Below are 19,856 nucleotides of genomic sequence, written 5' to 3'. Positions count from 1 at the left end.
ATGAGAAAACTAATGATCGCAGGGGCCATGGCATTTAGTTGCATCGCCTTTGGTCAGGAGATCCGCTTCGAAAAGAATGATGCTCCAAACCCCGAACTGCAAAGGGCACAGGTGCGACAACTGGCAGAACAATTATCGAATCAGGAATTAGAAGAGAGAGACCTTTACCGTGCGTATATGGTTAGTGAAAACTATCAAAAAGCGCATGAGGTGATCCTGCAGCTGGAAGATACCGCCTCAAAAGATGAACAATTGTTTTTGCGCTTTTATAAGCTGTATGCCCAGGCCCGGATGTCAGGAAACTTTGAGGCGTCTTTTCGAAGTGCTTATGAAAACTATTTAAGGGCTTCCGATGATATTCATGTCATAGATCTCGATCTGGCCATGGTGATCAGAGATCAGACAGCGCGCTATCTTGAAAATTTTGAAGATTCCTACCAGCATACAGAAGAGGGTAAGCTCTCGGTAGAGGAGGCAAAGGCTCTTGTAAATGCATGTTTCTTCAGTACTGTGTTTTCGTCGGCCAAAACAATTGTGGCAGAAGAAATAGCAAAAGATCACTTGCGCAGGTACGATATAGACGATAGCATTATTATCCCTGCTGAAGACGGTGAAGAAATTTCGGCAGTGGTGGTAAAGCGGAAGGGCAGGAGGGAAGGAGAGCTGCCAACCCTGTTGGCATTTTCGATCTATGCAAAAGAAAAGCCCTTGTGGGCCATGCTTTCTGCCTCCAAAGGGTATGTAGGGGTTGTTGCCAATACCCGTGGAAAGCGAAAGAGTAAGAGCAGGATCATCCCCTTTGAGTATGAAAATACCGATGTATACCAGGTTCTGGATTGGATCAGTAAACAGCCCTGGTCTGATAAGCAGATCGGGATGTATGGAGGGAGTTACGATGCGTTTACGCAATGGGCTTCCATGAAACACCGGGTACATCCGGCTTTAAAAACCATTGTTCCTTCGGTGGCTATTGCTCCGGGTATCGATTATCCTATGGAAAACAATGTGCTGCATAACTACTCTTATTCATGGAATTTTTATGTGACTAACAACAAGTATCTGGATAGAGAAGTATTGGCCGATTTTGATCGCTGGAACAACCTGAAGAATACCTGGTATAACAGCGGGGTGGCGTTTAATAAATTAGACAGCCTGGATGGCGAAGTAAATACCTTGTGGAATGCCTATATGCAACATCCGGGTTACGATGCGTTCTGGAAAAAAATGATTCCGTATAAAGACGAATTTTCAAAGATCGACCTCCCCGTTCTTACGATCACCGGGTATTACGACGATGCCCAAAGAGGCGCACTGTATTATTACGAGGAGCACCATAAATACGTAAAAGATCCGCAACATTATTTGTTGATCGGACCTTATGATCACTGGACCGCACAGGGCAGGCCCATGGAATACCTTAGAAATTATAAGCTGGATAAGGCAGCTTTAATAGATATCAGATATGACGTGGTCTATCAGTGGTTTGATCATATTCTTAAGGGAAAAGAAAAACCTGAATTGCTCAGGGATAAAGTGAATTTTCAGGTCATGGGAAGGAACACCTGGATGCACAAGCCCAGTTTGAAGGACATGACGAACGACACCCTTACCTATTATCTGAGTAACGACGAGGAGGAAGGTTTTCATGAATTGGTAACATCAGCAAACAGCGCTAAACTCGCAATGGAAGTGGATCTTAAAGATCGGTCGACCATGACCAATACAGAATACTATCCATGGCCCCTGGAGCGCGAAGAAATTAACATGAAAGATGGTTTGGTGTTCCGGTCAGCTCCCTTAGATAAAGATGTGATTATAAACGGTTCTTTTTTGGGGAACCTGGAGTTAGCCGTTAATAAAAAGGATGTTGATTATTCGGTGATCTTGTATCAGCAAACCCCTGAAGGAAACTATTTTCATTTAAGTTATTATATCGGCAGGGCGAGTTATGCCGGTAACAGGGAACAGAGAACCTTGTTGACCCCGGATAAGTTGCACAGGATTTCCTTTAACAATCCGAAACTGGTGAGCAAGATGATCGAAAAAGGGAGTCGTATCGTAATTGTGGTTAACGTCAATAAGAACAACAACGCCCAGATCAATTACGGAACAGGTAAAGATGTCAATGCAGAAAGTATAAAAGATGCAGATACACCTTTGAAGATCCGGTTCACAGGAAACAGCAGTATCTCCTTACCGGTATGGATCGAATAGAATTATGAGTGCTCAGGATAGGGAGGTAGAATGATATTCTTAATATTATAGAAGACTATTCATCACGTATAAACCATAAATAAAATTCCTTCAGCTCGTTTATCGGCCCTGAGATCAGGTCGGGTAAACGAGTTTTTTTGTGTTTTGCTTTTGGGAATTTAACTGAAAAAGGTTGCGCAAAATTGAGTAACGAAATATTATTTAGTGTTCGTAGATACTATTCAAATATTAAACTTCGGTAAATTTAATACCTGTGCATCGTGAAGTTTCTATTGCACTTTTGAGCTCTTCTGAAACATAATATCCAATTCCACCTTTAACTTTTCTAATTATAAAAAAATGGTCCTCAAAATTATCAGGAAATGCAAGGACATCAATAGTTATTCGGTTTCTATGTTTTTTTGCTTCCTCAATGGCCTGTTCCAATTCATGATAGGACCCAATAGAGATTTCCTGAGTTGAATTTCCTATTCTAATCCTTCGGGTATTTACACTGAATTTGCTTTTTGAAAAATCAATATTTTTTGTTCTGTCATTATTACAATCAATTATGAAATAATCATTGAAATTTTTCTTGCCCTGCGTGAGCATTGTGCTAATGAATTCAGATTTTATCGCGTATTTCTCAAGAATAATTTTGAGATTATTACTAACTAGGAGTTTTAGGCTATATCCTTTTCCCACTGCACTGACCAAGTCCGTGAGCTTCGCCTTCTTACTTAATACCCCTATAGGAGATAAGTTCTCGATTCTTTGTATTTCAGAATGATTAATTATATCATTTAAATCTGATGGATAAATGGAGGATTGGACTTGAGGGTAATCTCCAATTATATTTAAATCTAATGAATGTTCGAGGCGATAATAGGTCATTGTCAACAATATAAAGTAAATATACTTGTTTTACAGTTTTAAACCAGCAGGAGAATTACCTACAAGTAAAGGCTATTTCAAAAGAATTGTTTAAAGGGTTTTATTAATGAGGAAGCTGGAGTAACTCCCTCGCTGCGTTCGGTCGTTGGACCATCGGGGTTTTACAGTCAAACTCGGTTTCTGCTTCGCAGTCCCCTGTTTTTTATTCGTCAGGTTTGGTAGGAATAAGCATAAAGAATTGCTTTTGCAGAAAATTCTTGCCAATGATGTGCTGTTCATCGCCGTCTTTTCATGGAAAGAAAGCCGGGAAATAACTGTAACAAACAGATTGAAGAGACGTCTTGTAGTAGGTGTTGTAAGAATTTAAATACCCCTTTATGAAAAATAGCATAACATATTCGATTGGCCTTTTTGCATTAGCTATAGTGGTGTCATGCGCAACAGATGATGCCACCGGACCGAATGCTGAAGCATATATTAATATTCCTGATGCTCATTTTGAAACCATGCTCATTGAACAGGGCTTTGATTCAGACGGCGTGGTCAATCAGAAGATCTTAAAAGAGGATGCTGAAAAGGTGATCCAATTAGATATAAATTTTTCCGGTGCTATTGGAGAAATAGAAGATCTTGCGGGGATAGAGGGATTTGTCAATCTAAAGTTTTTATCCGCCGCAAGCCAGAACTTAACAGCGATCGATTTAAGTCAAAATGTATTATTGGATACACTCTCTCTTTCCGGAAACAGCATTGCTGCAATTGATCTTAGCAACAATACAAACCTTATCTACCTCGACCTTCAGGCTAATGAATTCACTTCAGCTGGTGATATTTATGGCTTGTCTGAAATGACAGGCCTGAAAGATCTTGATCTGTCCTGGAATTACCTTGAGGAATTTAGTATTCATAATAAGACATTGGAAGTGTTACATATAAGTCATAATGATTTGGTATCGCTTAATACCACAGGAGCCATTAATTTGCAACATGTATTTATTCCTTCCAATAAGCTTCAGGTTGTAGATTTTACCACCAACATTTTGCTCGAGACCCTGTTGATCTCAGGTAACCTTTTGCAGACGATCGACCTGGAGCAGAATGCGAATTTAACTCACCTGTATATTTCCAGTAACCTCTTAAATCGTCTCGATGTAAGTCATAATGAGCAATTATTCGATTTGAGAGTTGATCGAAATTCGGATTTATCCTGTATCAGGATCTTTAGCGGTCAGGAAATTGCTACAGTAATGCTGTCGGAGTATCAGAAATTAAATGTTTCGTGCGAATAAAACCCTTCATTTACTTCACAAGTAACTCCTTTCTCATATCCCGATAATACAGTAAACTGCTTATCGGTCTATTTCAAAAGGATGCTTTTAAAGGCTTTTATTTGTTGAGGAACTGGATTATGAAATTCGCTTCGCTCTTTCATGATCCCGGGGAGTTGATAGTGCCAATAAAACCCTTCACTTGCTTCACAAGTAGCTCCTTTCTCGTATCCCGATAATACAGTAAACTGTTTATCGGACTATTTCAAAAGGATTGTTTCAAGGGTTTTATTTGTTGAGGAACTGGATTGCCTCGCTTTGCTCGGCGGACCATGGGGGAGAAGCTTTACAACCAAAACCTGGGCTTGCTTCGCAAGGCCTGGTTTTTTTATGCCCTCACGCTCGCTGGAATAAATTCCGCTCGCTAAAGGGCATAAAAAAACCGGTTTCTCTCGAAACCGGTTTTGCTAGTAGCGGGAACTGGACTCGAACCAGTGACCTTCGGGTTATGAGGGGGGCTGGAAGGGAAATCAATATTCATCAAAATGCTTCAATCCCCTGTTATTACTGGGTTTTTAATTTTTGTTGAATTCAAATAATACCGTTTAATATCACAAAATGTTTGACCCATATTGTACCCGGGTACCATTTTTTATAGGTAACTTTATTCGAATTCAGTTGTAAAAAATGGCATCGGTAAGGGCAGTTTTGAAGAAGAAGATGAACTCCCGGGGTTTGTATCCAATTACTATACGGATCACAAAAAACGGACAGACTTCTTATGTTTTTACCGGTCAATATATTGCTCCGAGATTTTGGGATAAAGATCGGGGTTTGGTTAGATCCGGTCATCCCAATGCCACTCGTTTAAATCATTTTATTGTCAAAAAACTGGCAGCCGTCAACGATAAGTTACTGGAAGCGGAGATTAACGGAGAACATATCAGTGCTAAGGGAGTGCGCAAAAGGGTGAAAGGGGAGGATCGACTCGATTTCTTCGATATGGCTAATATTCATCTGGATAATCTTAAACGAGCAGAAAAGTACCGGCAGTACCAGACCCAAAAAGCCAGGGTGGAGAAGTTCAGGAAGTTCTTAGGACCGGGTAATATACCCTTTGATGAGATTACCGTAAATGTGTTAAAGAAATTTGAGGGATTTATTCTGAATCAGGAGAAAAGGAAACCAAGAACGGCTGTAAATTACCTGATCATGATCCGTAAGATCTATAACATGGCCATAGCCGAGGGGGTGGCTTCCAGGGCAAAGTATCCCTTTGGAAGAGGTAAGATCACGATTAAGATTCCTGAATCTCAGAAAATAGGTTTGTCGATCTCGGAGGTGGTAAAGTTGGAAAGCGCAGAGGATCTCACTGAAGCACAATTGAGAGCTTTACACGTATGGCTTATAAGTTTCTATTTTGCCGGAATACGTGTAAGTGATGTTTTGGAGCTCCGGTGGAGTGATTTCAATGATGGCAGGTTGTTATATCGTATGAATAAGAACCAGAAACTGGTTTCGCTGAAGGTGCCGGAAAAGGCTGAACAGATTCTTGCCATATATCGTAAGGATGCCATTTTAAAAAATGACCTGGTGTTTGACTATCTTAAGGGGACCAATTTTGATGATAAGTTGCAGGTCCTTACCAGGATCCGGACCGCTACCAGAACCATTAACAGAAGGTTGCAGCTTATTGCTGATAAATTGGGTATTGATAAGAAATTATCTATGCATATTGCACGCCATACCTTTGGTAATATTTCCGGTGATAAGATTTCTATCCAGATGTTGCAAAAATTATATCGCCATTCTTCCATCACTACCACTATCACTTATCAGGCTAGCTTTATGCAGAGGGAAGCCGACGATGCCCTGGATAAGGTGGTGAATTTCTAGTATTACTAATTAAACGTTTGTAAACGGAGATATTTTATACCGCGAAAGGTTGAAATTATTCTCGAAATTCTTTTTTGAGTAGGTTGTAAGCCCCTAATCTTCCATAACTAATCCTATGAAATGTGATGGCTAACACCTTACTAAAAGACTTCCTTTTTATAGTAAAAATGAGGTTAGGGTTTCGTCAGTAATCACAAAGGATTGAAAGGAATCCTACTATCCGTAACATCGCTTTAGCGTGTTACCCTCTCGCTATTCATTATACAATGCATACTAAAGGATAAAATTAAAAGGTCAGAATACCTTTTGCTAATTCTATCATATAGCTTATATTCGATATTTTATAGGAATTAAGGTGGAACTTTTTCCAGGAGGCATAAATGAAGTAATAAATAATTCAGTGAGAAACGAGTTGTGAAGGAGTTCAAAAAAGTAATATGGCCTACAACTGTCTAGATCTGTGAAACATGATTAAAAAATTAATTTTTCTATCCTGCATTATCATAACTCAAATTCTTCATTCTCAAAATAGGTATGGCTTAGTGGAGTATGGCCATATACAAAGTTTTGGAATGGGGGCTCCCGTTGGAATTGATTATAATGCCTATTTAACCTTTAACCAGAATCAATCGTCCTATGTATTTCGAAAGGATTCCCTGGAGGGTGGTCCGATAAATAAAATGACTCATATTGAAAATAAGAATCAACATTATTTCATTAATAAGGCCACATTTCCTAATGGTTTAATTTGTCATTTTAATAGAATTGATAATTCCCTAAATTCCAGTAATGTTGGATCGAATTATGTTAAGGAAGAGATTCCGGTTATTGATTGGAAGATTAGTCAGGAAACAAAAAAAATAGGTGCTTTAGATTGTATTAAAGCGACTGGTTCATTCAGAGGTCGTGAGTACACGGCCTGGTTTAGCCCTGAGATTCCCGTTCCATTTGGACCATGGAAACTGTATGGACTACCCGGCCTTATTTTGGAGGCATATGACAAGAATAAAGAGATATATTTTTACTTCAAATCTTTAGAATATCCAACTAAACGATTTAGCCAAATAGAATTGCCTCGACCGGATACAGAAAATGCACAATGGATTGACTTAAACACATATAAAAAGAACCTAATGCAGCGACATAAAAAAGGTGTCAAAAGAGGGAGAGTGTTATCTGAAGCTGGAAACTCAAGATTGAGTAATCAGGTTAAGTTGCCGATGAGTAATGTCTATATCGAAGCCTTTGATGAATAAATTTTTGTGTCTAATTGCATTTTTTTTTTCACTTGGTATTTCCGCACAAAATGCACAAGTCTATGGGAAAATCACCAATAGTAATGGAGATAAATTACAAGGTATCTCTGTTCTATTGTTTCATAATAAAGCTATTAATTCATTTGGTTATTCAAATGTAGACGGGCGGTACAGCCTATTGCCTAAAAATGTGAAACAGAACGATACGTTACAATTAAAAATTACCGCTCTGGGTTATAAATCAATTGTTAAAGAGATAGTTCTTGATTTAGCAAAGGCTAATGAATACAACTTCGAGTTGGTTGAGGATATTCAGCAATTAAATGAGGTTGTATTAGAGGGGCAGCAAAAAATTATAATCAAAAGAGATACTATTGTTTTTAATGCTGATAGCTATAAAGATGGAAATGAGCAAGTGATTGAGGATTTACTTGCAAAACTTCCAGGAGTAGAGGTCGAATCAAATGGCGAGATCAAGGTTCATGGAAAATTTATTGATAAGCTTTTAATTGAAGGTGATGATTTATTCGATAATAAGTACAAAATACTCTCTAAAAATTTGGATGCATCCCATGTCTCCGCTGTTGAGATCCTTGATAACTTTGAAGATAATCCAGTACTAAAATCCTTTAAAGAAAGTGATAAAGTAGCCATTAATTTAAAATTGAATGATGAGAAGAAAAACGTATGGTTCGGTAATATTAATCTTGGCTTAGGTAATAACGAGAGGTACTCAAATAGGGGAAACATAGGCTTACTCAGAAAGAAAATTAAAATTTTCAATCTCAGCCATTTAAATAATATTGGAGAATTGACAGTCCCTCAGACTTCAGAAATTACCGCTGCCAGTGGATCTTCCAACCTATCTGACAAAAACTTTAGAAAAGAGAATCAATTAATTGTTGATATTGATGAGGTTTCTCAATCTCAACTTTCAAAAAATGAAGATGTTTTCAATAATTCGTTTTTAAACTCATTTAGTATAGTTGGTAAATTGAATAAGAATTTAACACTGCGGTCTATGATAAACATATCAAAGGATCAGCAAGATAAATGGTATCAAATATCAGGATCATACATTGGAGCATTAGATTCTATATCGTTTTACGAAAGGAAATATTTAGAATTAAACGATGATGTTGTCAACGCGGAGGTAGAGGTTAAATATTTGGGCAACTCAAAAACCTATTATGTTTATCGGGCAGATCTTAATTTTCAGCCTTCTGAAAGGTATGGAGAAATGGATTTAAACGGGGAAAATATAGTTCAAAATGTAGAGGGACAAAATTTCCGTTTTTACAATCAATTAGATATTTCGAAAAAGCTGAGTCAAAACAAATTATTATTCATTAATGGTTACTGGGGTTCTAATGAAGTAGATCAAAAACTGTCACTAAGGCCAAATTTATTTGATCAAAATTCAAATACGCAAAATGACGGCAATGGGAAACAAGCTATAAATGCCCCCCAAAAGTATGGTGGTGTTAATAGTGAATTGTTTATGAAATTCGAACACTCTGAAGCTACCGTAAGAGTTGAAGGATTCGCCGAGGATAAGAAAATAACCAGTGAATATTTCGTAGGTGACAACCAAATGGTAGATAGTCTTTCCGGGAATTTCAGATACGAAAATAACGGGTATAAAATCACAACCAAATATCACTACGATCTTTCTTCAAGTTGGAAGTTCAAGTCATTTTTAAAGTATTCCATGAATGAACTGCGCAGTGACTTATCAATTGAGAACTTCAGCTTTTTAAGTCCTTCTATTTCAATAGGATATAAAAGTAAGAGTACAGGGGTTTTTAACTTTAATTATGTGTATTACAATCAATTACCTGGGAGCTTTCAAATAAATAGTAATTACTTATTGAGGAATTACCGAACCCTAGTCAGAGGAAGTAATACCATTGCAGACTCCAAAAATCATAATTTCAGTATTCGATATGCCTACAAGAATTATAAAAATTTATTATTCATCAACTCCTCCTTGTCTTATGGATTGTCCGATAAAAGGTATAGTTTCAATTCATTTGTAAATGAAAATATAATATTCAACCAGTACGAATTATTAGAAGGTGGTAAAATGGTTAATGGAAATTTTGCAATATCAACATACCTGAATTTCATTCCTTTCTCCGTTAAAATTAGTTCAGATCAATTCTGGAACACCATGGGGGTAATGATTAATAACGAAGGTGGTATTCTCGAAAACTACAATGCTTTATATACCATTCAGGGTACCTCTTATTTCAATATTCCGTTGAATTTTAAATTTCAATTGCAATACAATTATTCTAAAGGATATTTTAATGATCAACAATCTGAAAATGGTTATTACCAAGGCTTTTTAAATGCACTTGTAGAATTGAATGATTGGATAAAGATTGATGTAAATAACAACTTTTATACGCTCAACTCAGACTACTATTTGTTTTCTGATGTGATTTTCAATCTAAATCCCAAGAAGGGTAACTGGTCCTATCGAATTTCAGGAAAGAATTTAGCCAACCGAGGGCAATTTGCAAATATTGTTATTAATGAGTTTCAGACCACCGAATCTTCCATTCCAATATTACCAAGATATTTTTTAGCAGAAGTAAAATATAGGTTTTAGTGCTTCCAACCTGGAATTTGGATATTCTCGGAATTGGGTTTAGACATAAACTAAATTTTTTCATCTCCTTTACAGGCCCCCATTTCAGGCCGGGTAAACGAGCTTATTTGACTTATTCCTCCATTTAGCGATTCCCAAACAGGACAAACAAAAAATAATTTTAATTTTTTTTTGAGGGTTTTTATACTCTGATAATACCATTTAAGGTCAATTTTATAGGGGAATGAAAAAAAGCAGGAATAGGCGGATTTCGCTTGACCTATATTGTACCCGGGCCAATTTTTGGAATCAAAAAAGGCCTCTGATCTCTCAGAAGCCTTGATTTTGCTAGTAGCGGGAACTGGACTCGAACCAGTGACCTTCGGGTTATGAGCCCGACGAGCTACCTACTGCTCTATCCCGCGATGTGGACTGCAAACATACGAAACTTTCAGGGTTTAAAACAAACTAAAATCACAAAAAAAATTAAACCTGTTCGTAAGCGCTTCATTTTGTTGTCTTTGTCGTTGAAAATAATTCCTCATTACACACGCTCCCTCATAAATACAACCGTTTTTCTGCCTTCTATGAGATTTATCATGTGAATCCTTCACCCTCAAACCTAATTTTACTGGGTAAATAAAACACGACCCAATGAAAAATATATGGTTCTTAGCACTGCTTCTTGCAGTTTTTGTGAATATTCAGGCCCAGGAACTTCGCCCGTATACCCTGGGAACTGCCGGGGATCAATCTGTAGCAGTTACAAAAACTGCGGTGGTTGACGCCTTGAACGCACAAGGGCTTAAGGTGGTGGGTACCTATGACAACGTGCATGCCGATGCGGCTATCGTTGTTTTTACCGCCGAAGAATTGCTGAGATCTGTTCAGCAGGTTGGTGAACTCAGGGGTCTTGCAGCGACCCTTCGTGTGGCGATCACCAAAGAAGGTGGGAAGTCGGTAGTGAGCTATACCACTCCGGAATACTGGGGTACGGCTTACTTTAGAGATAACTACAGTAAAGTAAAATCGAATTACGATGCCCTGGCTAAAAAGCTGGTTAACGCCATGTCGGCTATAGGGGACTATAACGGAAAGGCCTTTGGTTCAGAAAAAGGACTCGATGCTAAAAAACTGAAGTCGTACCGCTATATGTTTGGAATGCCCAAGTTTGATGATGTGGTGGAATTGGGTGAATTCGCAAGTCATCAGGCTGCCGTAGATCATATTGATGCTGCGGTGAAAAATGGGGTTAGCGGACTCACACAGGTGTATAAGGTGGCGATCCCCAATACCGATCTGGTGGTTTACGGATTTGGAATGATCGATGCCGATGGTGAAAAGAACTTTATGCCTAAGATCGATATCGGAGATCATAAGCATACCGCATTTCTTCCCTACGAACTTTTGGTGAACGGAAAAGAGGTGGTGATGCTGCATGGGCGTTATCGTATCGCCCTGTCGTTCCCGGACCTTACTATGGGAACCTTTACCAAGATCATGTCTACCCCCGGGTATATCGAAGATACCCTGAAGAAGGTAGTGGAATAAGAAAATTTTGAGTTAGCGCAAAGCGGAAGACCTCCGGTCTTGAAAACAACTGAGTAAGTGTCTGAAGCTGAGTTTTACAGGTTGATCTACGTAGAACTTTATACACAAGGGGAGCGGAATTCGCTCCCCTTTCTTTTATTGCTGTCTGGAATGTATTGGGGTTAAGGAGCGTATTCGAGGCTATACCATGAGAGGGCGAAGAATGCACTTGCTTCATTAATTTCCGATGCTTCCTCACTCGTTGATTTCTTACAAAATGACTATTTTAACCGGCCGTAACCCATTTTTACCTCAAAACCACTAACAACCTATGATAGCATTTCTCGAAAACCTTACCAGTGAACTTATCGGAATCGCCGAATGGCTCATGCTCATTTTTGTGATCGGAGGGGGAACCTTCCTGGTATTCTACTCTCGGTTTACGCCATACCGGTATTTTAAACACGCCCTGCAGATCACCGCAGGGAAGTACGATAAACATTCTGATCCGGGAGATGTAAGTCATTACCAGGCCCTTGCGGCAGCCGTAGCGGCTACTGTTGGTCTCGGGAATATCTCAGGGGTGGCTATTGCCATTCACCATGGAGGGCCCGGGGTGGTATTCTGGATGTGGGTTACCGCGATCATCGGGATGTGTATTAAATTCTATTCCTGCTCCCTGGCCGTGATGTTCCGCTCGCCGGATACCGACGGAGGGGTGCTGGGTGGCCCTATGTATTATATGATGAACGGACTCGGGAAATACGGGAAGCCCCTGGCTGTGGTTTTCAGTGTTGCCGGCCTAGTGGGAGTGCTTCCTGCATTTACCACCAACCAGCTTACCGAAACCCTGATCACCGTGGTGCAACCGGATACCCATATTGCCAACCTGGGAGAGTTCACATGGAGGGCCATAATCGGTGTCACCCTGGTGATCATTACTTCGTTTGTGATCTTTGGCGGACTCAAGAATATTGCAAAAGCTTCAGCATCGCTGGTACCGTGGATGGTTGCCCTTTACATGCTGGCTGCAGCCATTATCATTATCACCAATATCGATAAGGTATTGCCAACATTTAAAATGATCTTTGTAGAGGCATTTAATTTTAATACGGCCATTCAGGGCGGACTCTGGGGGATCATCCTGCTGGGGATTCGTCGTGCGGTGTTCTCCAGTGAGTCGGGAGTGGGAAATGCTCCTATGTATCACGGTCAGTCAAAAACCAATGAACCCGTGCAGGAAGGCCTCGTGGCCATGCTCGGGCCCTTTATCGATACCGTAGTGATCTGTACCATTACCGCCTTGATCATTTTGGTGAGTGGAGCCTACCTGGAGCCGGAAAGCAACGGGATAAGTCTTACCCTGATGGCATTCGAACGTTCGCTCTATGGATGGGGAGCCGAATTCCTGATGGTACTGGTGGTGGTATTCGCCATATCGACCCTGTTTACCTATTCGTATTACGGAACCAAGTGTCTTACCTTTTTAACGAAGAGTAAAAAGATCGGAGGGTACTACAACTATATTTATATAATTAGTATTATTTTTGCAGCGATAGCCTCTTTAGACCTGGTAATCAATCTGATCGACCTGGCTTTTGCGGTGATGACGATCCCGAACATGATCGCCGTATTATACCTTGCCCCCCATATCAACGCCGGGATGAAGGCCTATTTCTCAAAAGCAACTTATGACCAAGCATAAAGCAGGATTTGTAAATATTATCGGTAACCCCAACGTGGGGAAATCGACCCTTATGAACGCCTTTGTAGGCGAAAAACTTTCCATTATCACCTCCAAGGCCCAGACCACACGTCACCGTATTTTCGGGATCGTGAACGGAGACGATTTTCAGATGATCATTTCTGATACACCGGGAGTGATCAAGCCGGCCTATGAGCTGCAAAAGTCTATGATGGACTTTGTACGTTCGGCCTTTGACGATGCCGATGTGCTCCTCTATATGGTAGAGATCGGCGAAAAGGCGCTGAAGGATGAAGACTTCTTTAAAAAGCTTACCGGCTCTAAGGTGCCAGTGCTCTTGTTGATCAATAAGATCGATAAGGCCGACCAGGAGCAACTGGAGACCCAGGTGGCCTATTGGAGAGAACAAGTGCCTAATGCCGAGGTGTACCCGATCTCTGCCCTGGAGAATTTTTCGGTAGAACAGGTATTTAATCGGATTCTGGAACTCCTTCCTGAGTCTCCGCCATTCTATCCTAAAGACCAGCTTACCGATAAGCCGGAGCGCTTTTTTGTGAATGAGACCATACGCGAAAAGATCCTTTTGAATTATAAAAAGGAGATCCCTTATGCGGTGGAAGTAGAGACTGAAGAGTTTCTGGAAGACGAGAAGATCATTCGCATGCGATCGGTGATCATGGTGGAGCGCGATACCCAAAAGGGGATCATCATTGGCCATAAAGGGGCTGCGCTTAAAAAGGTAGGGGTACAGGCCCGTGAAGATCTTGAAAAGTTCTTCGGAAAGCAGGTACACCTTGAGCTCTATGTAAAAGTGAATAAGAACTGGAGGTCTGATCAGCGCCAGCTAAGGCGTTTCGGTTACGACCAGAAATAAAGAACCCGGCCAACCGGCCGGGAACTCCTTTCTCCTTTTCATGTATATCGTTACGCTTATTTGAAAGGCTTGAATTTGAATTTTTGGCCCCCTACAGAAACGTCGGCCATTAATCCACCCTTGGTGTGGGTTACAATGGCTACCCCTTCAGAGTAGTTGGCGGTGATCGCATCCCCTTCTTCGAGGGCAACGGCAGAAGCACCGGCGTCCAGTTTAAACTTTCCTTTTTTGAATTCTTCCAGCTCGTTCTTAGTTTCAAAGAAAATGGTTTCGATGATCGCCTGCCCTCCGGCCTGTAGTCCAACGCTTACCTTAGATAGTGTAGCCATTCCAATGGGTTTGCCACCTTCGTAAACAACGCCGTTACCGGTGGCGCCACCAACAATGAGACCTCCTTTTCCGACGTTGGGGAAAATGACGTACCCCACAGAATTGTCGAACATTTTTTGTAACCCGGGATCTTCGGCCAACAGGGTTTTTTTCGCATCATCTGCGTCTAACATTACTTTCTTATCCTTCGTGGTCTGCCCCGATACGCTTATCGTGAACAATCCCAGAAAAATAATTAGCATCACATTTTTCAAAGTATTCATAATGATTCTGGTTTTTGTTTTTAATGCAGGTATAGTAGGATCTCAAATTTAAGAAAACGTAATAACTTGATAATGAGATTTTTAGTTTATTTTTAAGAAAATAATTTTTGTTGTAAACATGGCTTGTTTTTGCCTTGGCATCCTTCTTATAAGAGCCGGGTTTTGTGAGAAGGTCGCCGGTGGAGATCAAGCCTGAGAAGTATTTGTTTTAACTTCAAAGCTTTGTGCGTAACTTTGCACACTAAATAGAATGATATGAGCGGAATCGTAGCCATAGTAGGTAGGCCCAATGTCGGGAAGTCGACCCTTTTTAACCGTCTGATCAAACGTAGAGATGCGATCGTAGACGAAATAAGCGGGGTTACCCGGGATCGGCATTATGGCCGTAGTGACTGGAACGGAAGGGAGTTCTCCCTGATCGATACCGGTGGTTACGTAGTGGGGAGTGATGATATTTTTGAGCAGGAGATCGATAAGCAGGTGGAGTTGGCGATAGATGAAGCCGATGTGATCGTTTTTGTGGTCGATGTGTCTACTGGTGTTACCGGTATGGATGAAGAAGTGGCCCAATTGCTGAGGCAGGTCCAAAAGCCTGTGTTCCTTGCAGTGAACAAGGTCGATAATGCCATGCGTGAGGCCGATGCCGTTGAATTCTATTCCCTTGGATTGGGTGAATATTACACCATTTCAAGTATTAATGGTAGTGGAACAGGGGAGTTGCTCGATGCCCTGGTAGAAAAGCTGCCGGAGGAAGTAGAGGAAGAAGATAGTGAACTTCCAAGGTTTGCTGTAGTGGGGCGTCCGAATGCCGGAAAGTCTTCATTTATCAATGCCCTCCTCGGAGAAGAACGTTATATCGTAACCGATATCGCCGGAACTACCAGAGATAGCGTTGATACGAAATACAATCGATTTGGTTTTGAGTTTAACCTGGTAGATACCGCCGGGATCAGAAGGAAAGCCAAGGTGAAGGAAGATCTGGAATTCTACACCGTGATGCGCTCTGTGCGTGCTATTGAACACAGTGATGTGTGTTTGCTGGTGATCGATGCTACCAGGGGCTTCGAAAAACAAGATCAGAATATCTTTTGGCTGGCAGAACGCAATAAGAAAGGGGTGGTTATCCTGGTAAATAAATGGGATCTCGTAGATAAGGAGACCAATACCGTTAGGGATTTTGAGAATCGCATACGCGAAGAGATCGAGCCTTTCACCGATGTGCCGATCATCTTTATTTCTGCGCTTACCAAACAACGTATCTATAAGGCTATAGAAACGGCCGTAGAGGTGTATAAGAACAAGACAAAACGTGTCCCTACATCAAAGCTCAATGATACCATGCTTCCGATCATAGAGCACCAGCCGCCACCGGCCTATAAAGGGAAGTATGTAAAGATCAAATTCTGTACCCAGTTGCCAACGCCTACACCGCAGTTCGCCTTTTTTGCGAACCTGCCGCAGTATGTGCGCGACCCATACAAGCGATTCCTGGAAAACAAACTTCGACAGAATTTCGACTTTCATGGGGTTCCCGTTCAGGTGTACCTGAGAAAGAAGTAAGAACTTTCCTGAAATATTGGTTTTTCTTTAACATTAGTTGTAAAAGGTTGTATCTATTTTCGGCACGACTTAAGGTAAATGTCATGCCTTTGTGTGAAAAGGTTGTTTTTTTAAGAATAGCTTAACAAAAACAGGTTAAACCCTTTCTTCCAAGGCTGGTCTAAGCCCTAAACTGATACAACCTAAATGAAAAAACTTTACTTACTATTTGCCCTAATGGGGCTTCAGAACCTTGCAGCCCAGGAATACCACATTACAGGAACCGTAAAAGATGCCGATAACCTTCATGCCCTTGAGGCCTCGACCATCTATGCAGAGAATCCTGCCGATTCAAGCCTGATATCATATACGATAACCGATAAATCGGGAGCCTTCGACCTGGAGTTTAAGACGCCCGAAAAACGCGTAAAACTCTTTGTGTCGTATAACGGATACGAGACCAATGCCCGTGAGATCACATTGGATAAGCGCTCCCTCACCATGGGTGACGTGCTGTTGAAGCTTCAGGCTGAACAGCTGGAAGGTGTCGATGTGGTAGCTGAGCGTATTCCGGTAAAGATCAAGAAAGATACGCTGGAATTCAATGCCGGATCTTTTAAGACCCGTCCCGATGCCTCTGTGGAGGATGTTTTGAAAAAGCTGCCCGGAGTGCAGGTAGACCTCAATGGAAATATTACCGTGAACGGACAGCCTGTAAACAGGGTACTGGTTAACGGACAGGTTTTCTTTGATAGTGATCCCAAGGTGGCTACCCGTAGCTTACCAAAAGACGTGATCGAGAAGATCCAGATCACCGATACCAAGACGCGTACCGAAGAGTTTACGGGAGATCAGGGAGATGGCGAGAATAAGACCATTAACCTCACCGTAAAAAAGGATAAGAACAAAGGAGTCTTCGGAAGGGTTGCTGCCGGATATGGTACCGACGATCGTTACCAGGCCAGCGGACTCATGAATTACTTCAACAACACCCAGCGGGTGAGTGTACTCGCTGCCTCTAACAATATTAACAGTCCCGGATTTTCTACAGATGAGGTCTTTGAGGCCGTGGGAGGAAATGGTGCTATTACAGTCAATGGAAGCCGCTTTGGGGGCGGTAATGGTGGTTTTTCTGTGAATGGCGTAAGTTTTGGTGGAGGCGACGGGATCACCACCTCGACCAATGCAGGTGCCAGTTATGCCAATGCTAAAAAAGATGTCTTCGAATTAGGGGCGAACTACTTCTATGGAAATAGTGAGAACGTGAACGACCAGCGTACCTCCAGAGAGAACCTCCTCCCGGATGGCCGTTTCTTTACCGAATCGGAATCTTCTTCTAATTCCTTCTCCAACGCACACAGGGTGAGTGGTGACCTGGAATACAATCTGGATAAATCATGGCAGCTGTCTGTGAGACCGAGTATGAACGTGAGTAACTCCAAGCGCTTTACCTCGAGCAGTACCCGCTCTACAGACGAGCAGGATGCCTTGATCAATGAGAATGAGAATGTTAACAGTAGCGATGCCGATGTTCGAAATTTCTCCAATAGATTCGATGTTTTTAAAAGGATCGATACCCTTGGGCAGTTTGTACAATTCTCTTTTAGTAATACCAACAACCTGACGAAAAGCCTTGGTGCACAGCAGAGTCGCAGGGAGATTTTCGGAACGAATGCTTCTGTGGAAACCCTTGATCAGGAGACTGAGGTGAGCAATGCCAACAACACCTATTTGGCAGAGCTTAGCTATCGCTATCCGATCACGGAGGCATTGCGTCTGGAGCTCGAATACCAGTACGAGCAATCGGAGCAAAAGAACGAGCGCTCGGTTTTTGATCTTGATCAGAACAGCGGGACCTATACTGATTTTAATGACCTGTTAAGTTCGGACTTTGAGTTCAGGAACATCCGTCAGAGTCCTTCGGTAGGGCTCTCATACCGCAAAGGGCGTAATTTTATAAGTCTGGAAGGCATCTATCAGACCAACGACCTTAAGAATGAAGATTTTCTCCAGGGAGGGTCGTTTGCCAAGGAGTATAATAACTTTTTGTTTCAAATGCGCGGCCGCTTGTCGCTCGGTAAGAATACCCGAATTTTTATGGGGTACTTCCCAAGGGTAAATGTGCCTTCGGTGAACCAATTGCAGCCCATTCCTAATGTGAGCAATCCGCTGAACATCGTGGTGGGTAATCCTAACCTTGATCCTGAACTGGAACACCGCGTTCGAATGAACTTTAGTAATTACGACTGGAGGAGTGGTCAGGGATTCTTTGTGTACCTGAGCGGTCAGTTATCAGAAGATCAGGTGGTGGCCCGAACCACTACCGATGCCGATTTCCTGAGAACTACCACCTATGAAAATGTTGATGGGGCCTATAGCCTGTTTACCGGAGTGGGCTATAACAAGCAGTTGAAGAAGAATGATAATTATACGTTGAGCCTTCGTTTTGATCCTAATTACCGTTACAACAAAGCGATCAACTTTTCGAACGGGGTGCAGCTGGAAACCAAGACTTCGGCTCCCGGATTGAGAACCTCGATGACCTTTGCCTGGAATGAGTTGGTAGAGTTCGAGCCTCAGTATTCCTTTAACTACAATGAGGTGAAATACAACCTCGATCGTTTTGAAGATATTAATTTCATTACCCAGACAGCAGGACTTAGAACCACGACCTACTGGCCGGAAAATATTATCTGGGGGAATGATATTACCTATACCTATAACGGGAATGTAGATCCTTCTTTTGATCGCGATGCCGTGTTCTGGAATATGAGCCTGGGGGTTGAGCTCTTTAAGAAAAGTGCCAGCCTTAAAGTGATCGCCTATGACCTGCTCAACCAGAATATCAATACCCAGCGTACTGCCGGAGTCGATTTTGTTCAGGATTCCCAGGGTACTGTACTTACCCAGTACTTTATGGTAACCCTTACATGGAAGTTCGACCAGTTTGGTGGTAAGCGTCCGAATTCTATGGGAGGAAGACGTATGATGATTAGAAGGTAGTTAGAATCGAGAGTAAAGAATAAAGAATAAAGACTCAAGATATAAGCCGCCCTTTCAGATAATGGAGGGGTGGTTTTTTTTTGAGGTAACAGGTAACAGGTAACAGGTAACAGGTAAAGCGAGCTTAAAGGTGCCGTTGTCTTTGCGAGTAGGAGCGTAGCTAGGACGTGGCAATCTCATAAAGAATGGTAAAGCACTCCTTCGCTAAAGCTACGGAGTGTGAAAGGGTAAAGCACTCCTTCGCTAAAGCTTCGGAGTATCAAGAGGTAAAGCGAGCTTAAAGGTGCCGTTGTCTTTGCGAGGAGGAGCGTAGCTACGACGTGGCAATCTCATGAAGAATGGTAAAGCACTCCTTCGCTAAAGCTGCGGAGTGTAAAGAGGTGAAGTACTCCTTCGCTAAAGCTACGGAGTATCAAGAGGTAAAGGGGACTAAAGGGTGCCGTTGTCTTTGCGAGGAGGAGCGAAGCTACGACGTGGCAATCTCATGAAGAATGGTAAAGCATTCGTTC

The 19,856-nt window shown here is 41.7% G+C and carries 12 protein-coding genes and 1 tRNA gene; 10 read left to right on the top strand and 3 right to left on the bottom strand.

What is annotated here, in order from left to right; all coding sequences use genetic code 11:
• A complete protein-coding gene (locus IS446_RS08915; RefSeq protein ID WP_203059954.1) occupies positions 1 to 2,214 on the top strand; it encodes a CocE/NonD family hydrolase in 2,214 nt (737 codons plus the stop codon).
• A gap of 228 nt (positions 2,215 to 2,442) precedes the next feature.
• On the opposite strand, the gene IS446_RS08910 is transcribed toward IS446_RS08915, so the two are convergent.
• Positions 2,443 to 3,087: a hypothetical protein gene (locus tag IS446_RS08910; RefSeq protein ID WP_203059952.1), complete on the bottom strand. Its 645-nt coding sequence runs from the start codon at positions 3,085 to 3,087 to the stop codon at positions 2,443 to 2,445.
• A gap of 377 nt (positions 3,088 to 3,464) precedes the next feature.
• On the opposite strand from IS446_RS08910, the gene IS446_RS08905 reads away from it, so the two are divergent.
• The 4 genes from IS446_RS08905 to IS446_RS08890 all read left to right on the top strand — a co-directional run bounded on the left by IS446_RS08905 (position 3,465) and on the right by IS446_RS08890 (position 10,124).
• Entirely contained in the window at positions 3,465 to 4,376 is a 912-nt protein-coding gene (locus IS446_RS08905; protein WP_203059951.1) for a leucine-rich repeat domain-containing protein, read from the top strand.
• Positions 4,377 to 5,042: 666 nt separating this feature from the next.
• A complete protein-coding gene (locus IS446_RS08900) occupies positions 5,043 to 6,251 on the top strand; it encodes a site-specific integrase (RefSeq protein WP_203059949.1) in 1,209 nt (402 codons plus the stop codon).
• Positions 6,252 to 6,718: 467 nt separating this feature from the next.
• The gene (locus tag IS446_RS08895; RefSeq protein ID WP_203059947.1) at positions 6,719 to 7,507 is read left to right on the top strand and encodes a GLPGLI family protein; all 789 of its coding nucleotides are present in this window, start codon (positions 6,719 to 6,721) and stop codon (positions 7,505 to 7,507) included.
• Complete coding sequence (locus IS446_RS08890; RefSeq protein ID WP_203059945.1) at positions 7,500 to 10,124, top strand: carboxypeptidase-like regulatory domain-containing protein; 2,625 nt, start codon at positions 7,500 to 7,502, stop codon at positions 10,122 to 10,124. Before IS446_RS08895 ends, IS446_RS08890 begins: the two co-directional genes overlap by 8 nt.
• A 331-nt stretch (positions 10,125 to 10,455) precedes the next feature.
• Here the strand turns inward: IS446_RS08890 and IS446_RS08885 are convergent.
• A tRNA-Met gene (locus IS446_RS08885) sits at positions 10,456 to 10,528 on the bottom strand.
• Between the two features lie 229 nt (positions 10,529 to 10,757).
• Between IS446_RS08885 and IS446_RS08880 the strand changes: the two genes are divergently transcribed.
• From IS446_RS08880 to era, 3 genes are all read left to right on the top strand, one after another.
• Positions 10,758 to 11,654 carry a hypothetical protein gene (locus IS446_RS08880; RefSeq protein WP_203059944.1) on the top strand — a complete coding sequence of 299 codons (897 nt, stop codon included), beginning with the start codon at positions 10,758 to 10,760 and terminating at the stop codon, positions 11,652 to 11,654.
• Between the two features lie 310 nt (positions 11,655 to 11,964).
• Complete coding sequence (locus IS446_RS08875) at positions 11,965 to 13,338, top strand: alanine/glycine:cation symporter family protein (RefSeq protein ID WP_203059942.1); 1,374 nt, start codon at positions 11,965 to 11,967, stop codon at positions 13,336 to 13,338.
• A complete protein-coding gene (era, locus tag IS446_RS08870) occupies positions 13,325 to 14,212 on the top strand; it encodes a GTPase Era (RefSeq protein ID WP_203059941.1) in 888 nt (295 codons plus the stop codon). The genes IS446_RS08875 and era overlap by 14 nt, the downstream gene beginning before the upstream one ends.
• A 56-nt stretch (positions 14,213 to 14,268) precedes the next feature.
• Here era and IS446_RS08865 read toward each other — a convergent pair whose 3' ends face one another.
• Positions 14,269 to 14,805: a lipid-binding SYLF domain-containing protein gene (locus IS446_RS08865; RefSeq protein WP_203059939.1), complete on the bottom strand. Its 537-nt coding sequence runs from the start codon at positions 14,803 to 14,805 to the stop codon at positions 14,269 to 14,271.
• 255 nt (positions 14,806 to 15,060) lie between these two features.
• On the opposite strand from IS446_RS08865, the gene der reads away from it, so the two are divergent.
• Entirely contained in the window at positions 15,061 to 16,365 is a 1,305-nt protein-coding gene (gene der, locus IS446_RS08860) for a ribosome biogenesis GTPase Der (RefSeq protein ID WP_203059938.1), read from the top strand.
• 186 nt (positions 16,366 to 16,551) lie between these two features.
• Entirely contained in the window at positions 16,552 to 19,347 is a 2,796-nt protein-coding gene (locus IS446_RS08855; RefSeq protein WP_203059936.1) for an outer membrane beta-barrel protein, read from the top strand.
• Positions 19,348 to 19,856: the final 509 nt, after the last annotated feature.

Source organism: Robertkochia sediminum, from assembly GCF_016786255.1.
Taxonomy (GTDB): Bacteria; Bacteroidota; Bacteroidia; order Flavobacteriales; family Flavobacteriaceae; genus Robertkochia; species Robertkochia sediminum.
Note: the sequence above shows the minus strand (reverse complement) of the source record. Positions and strands in the feature narration are given on the sequence as shown.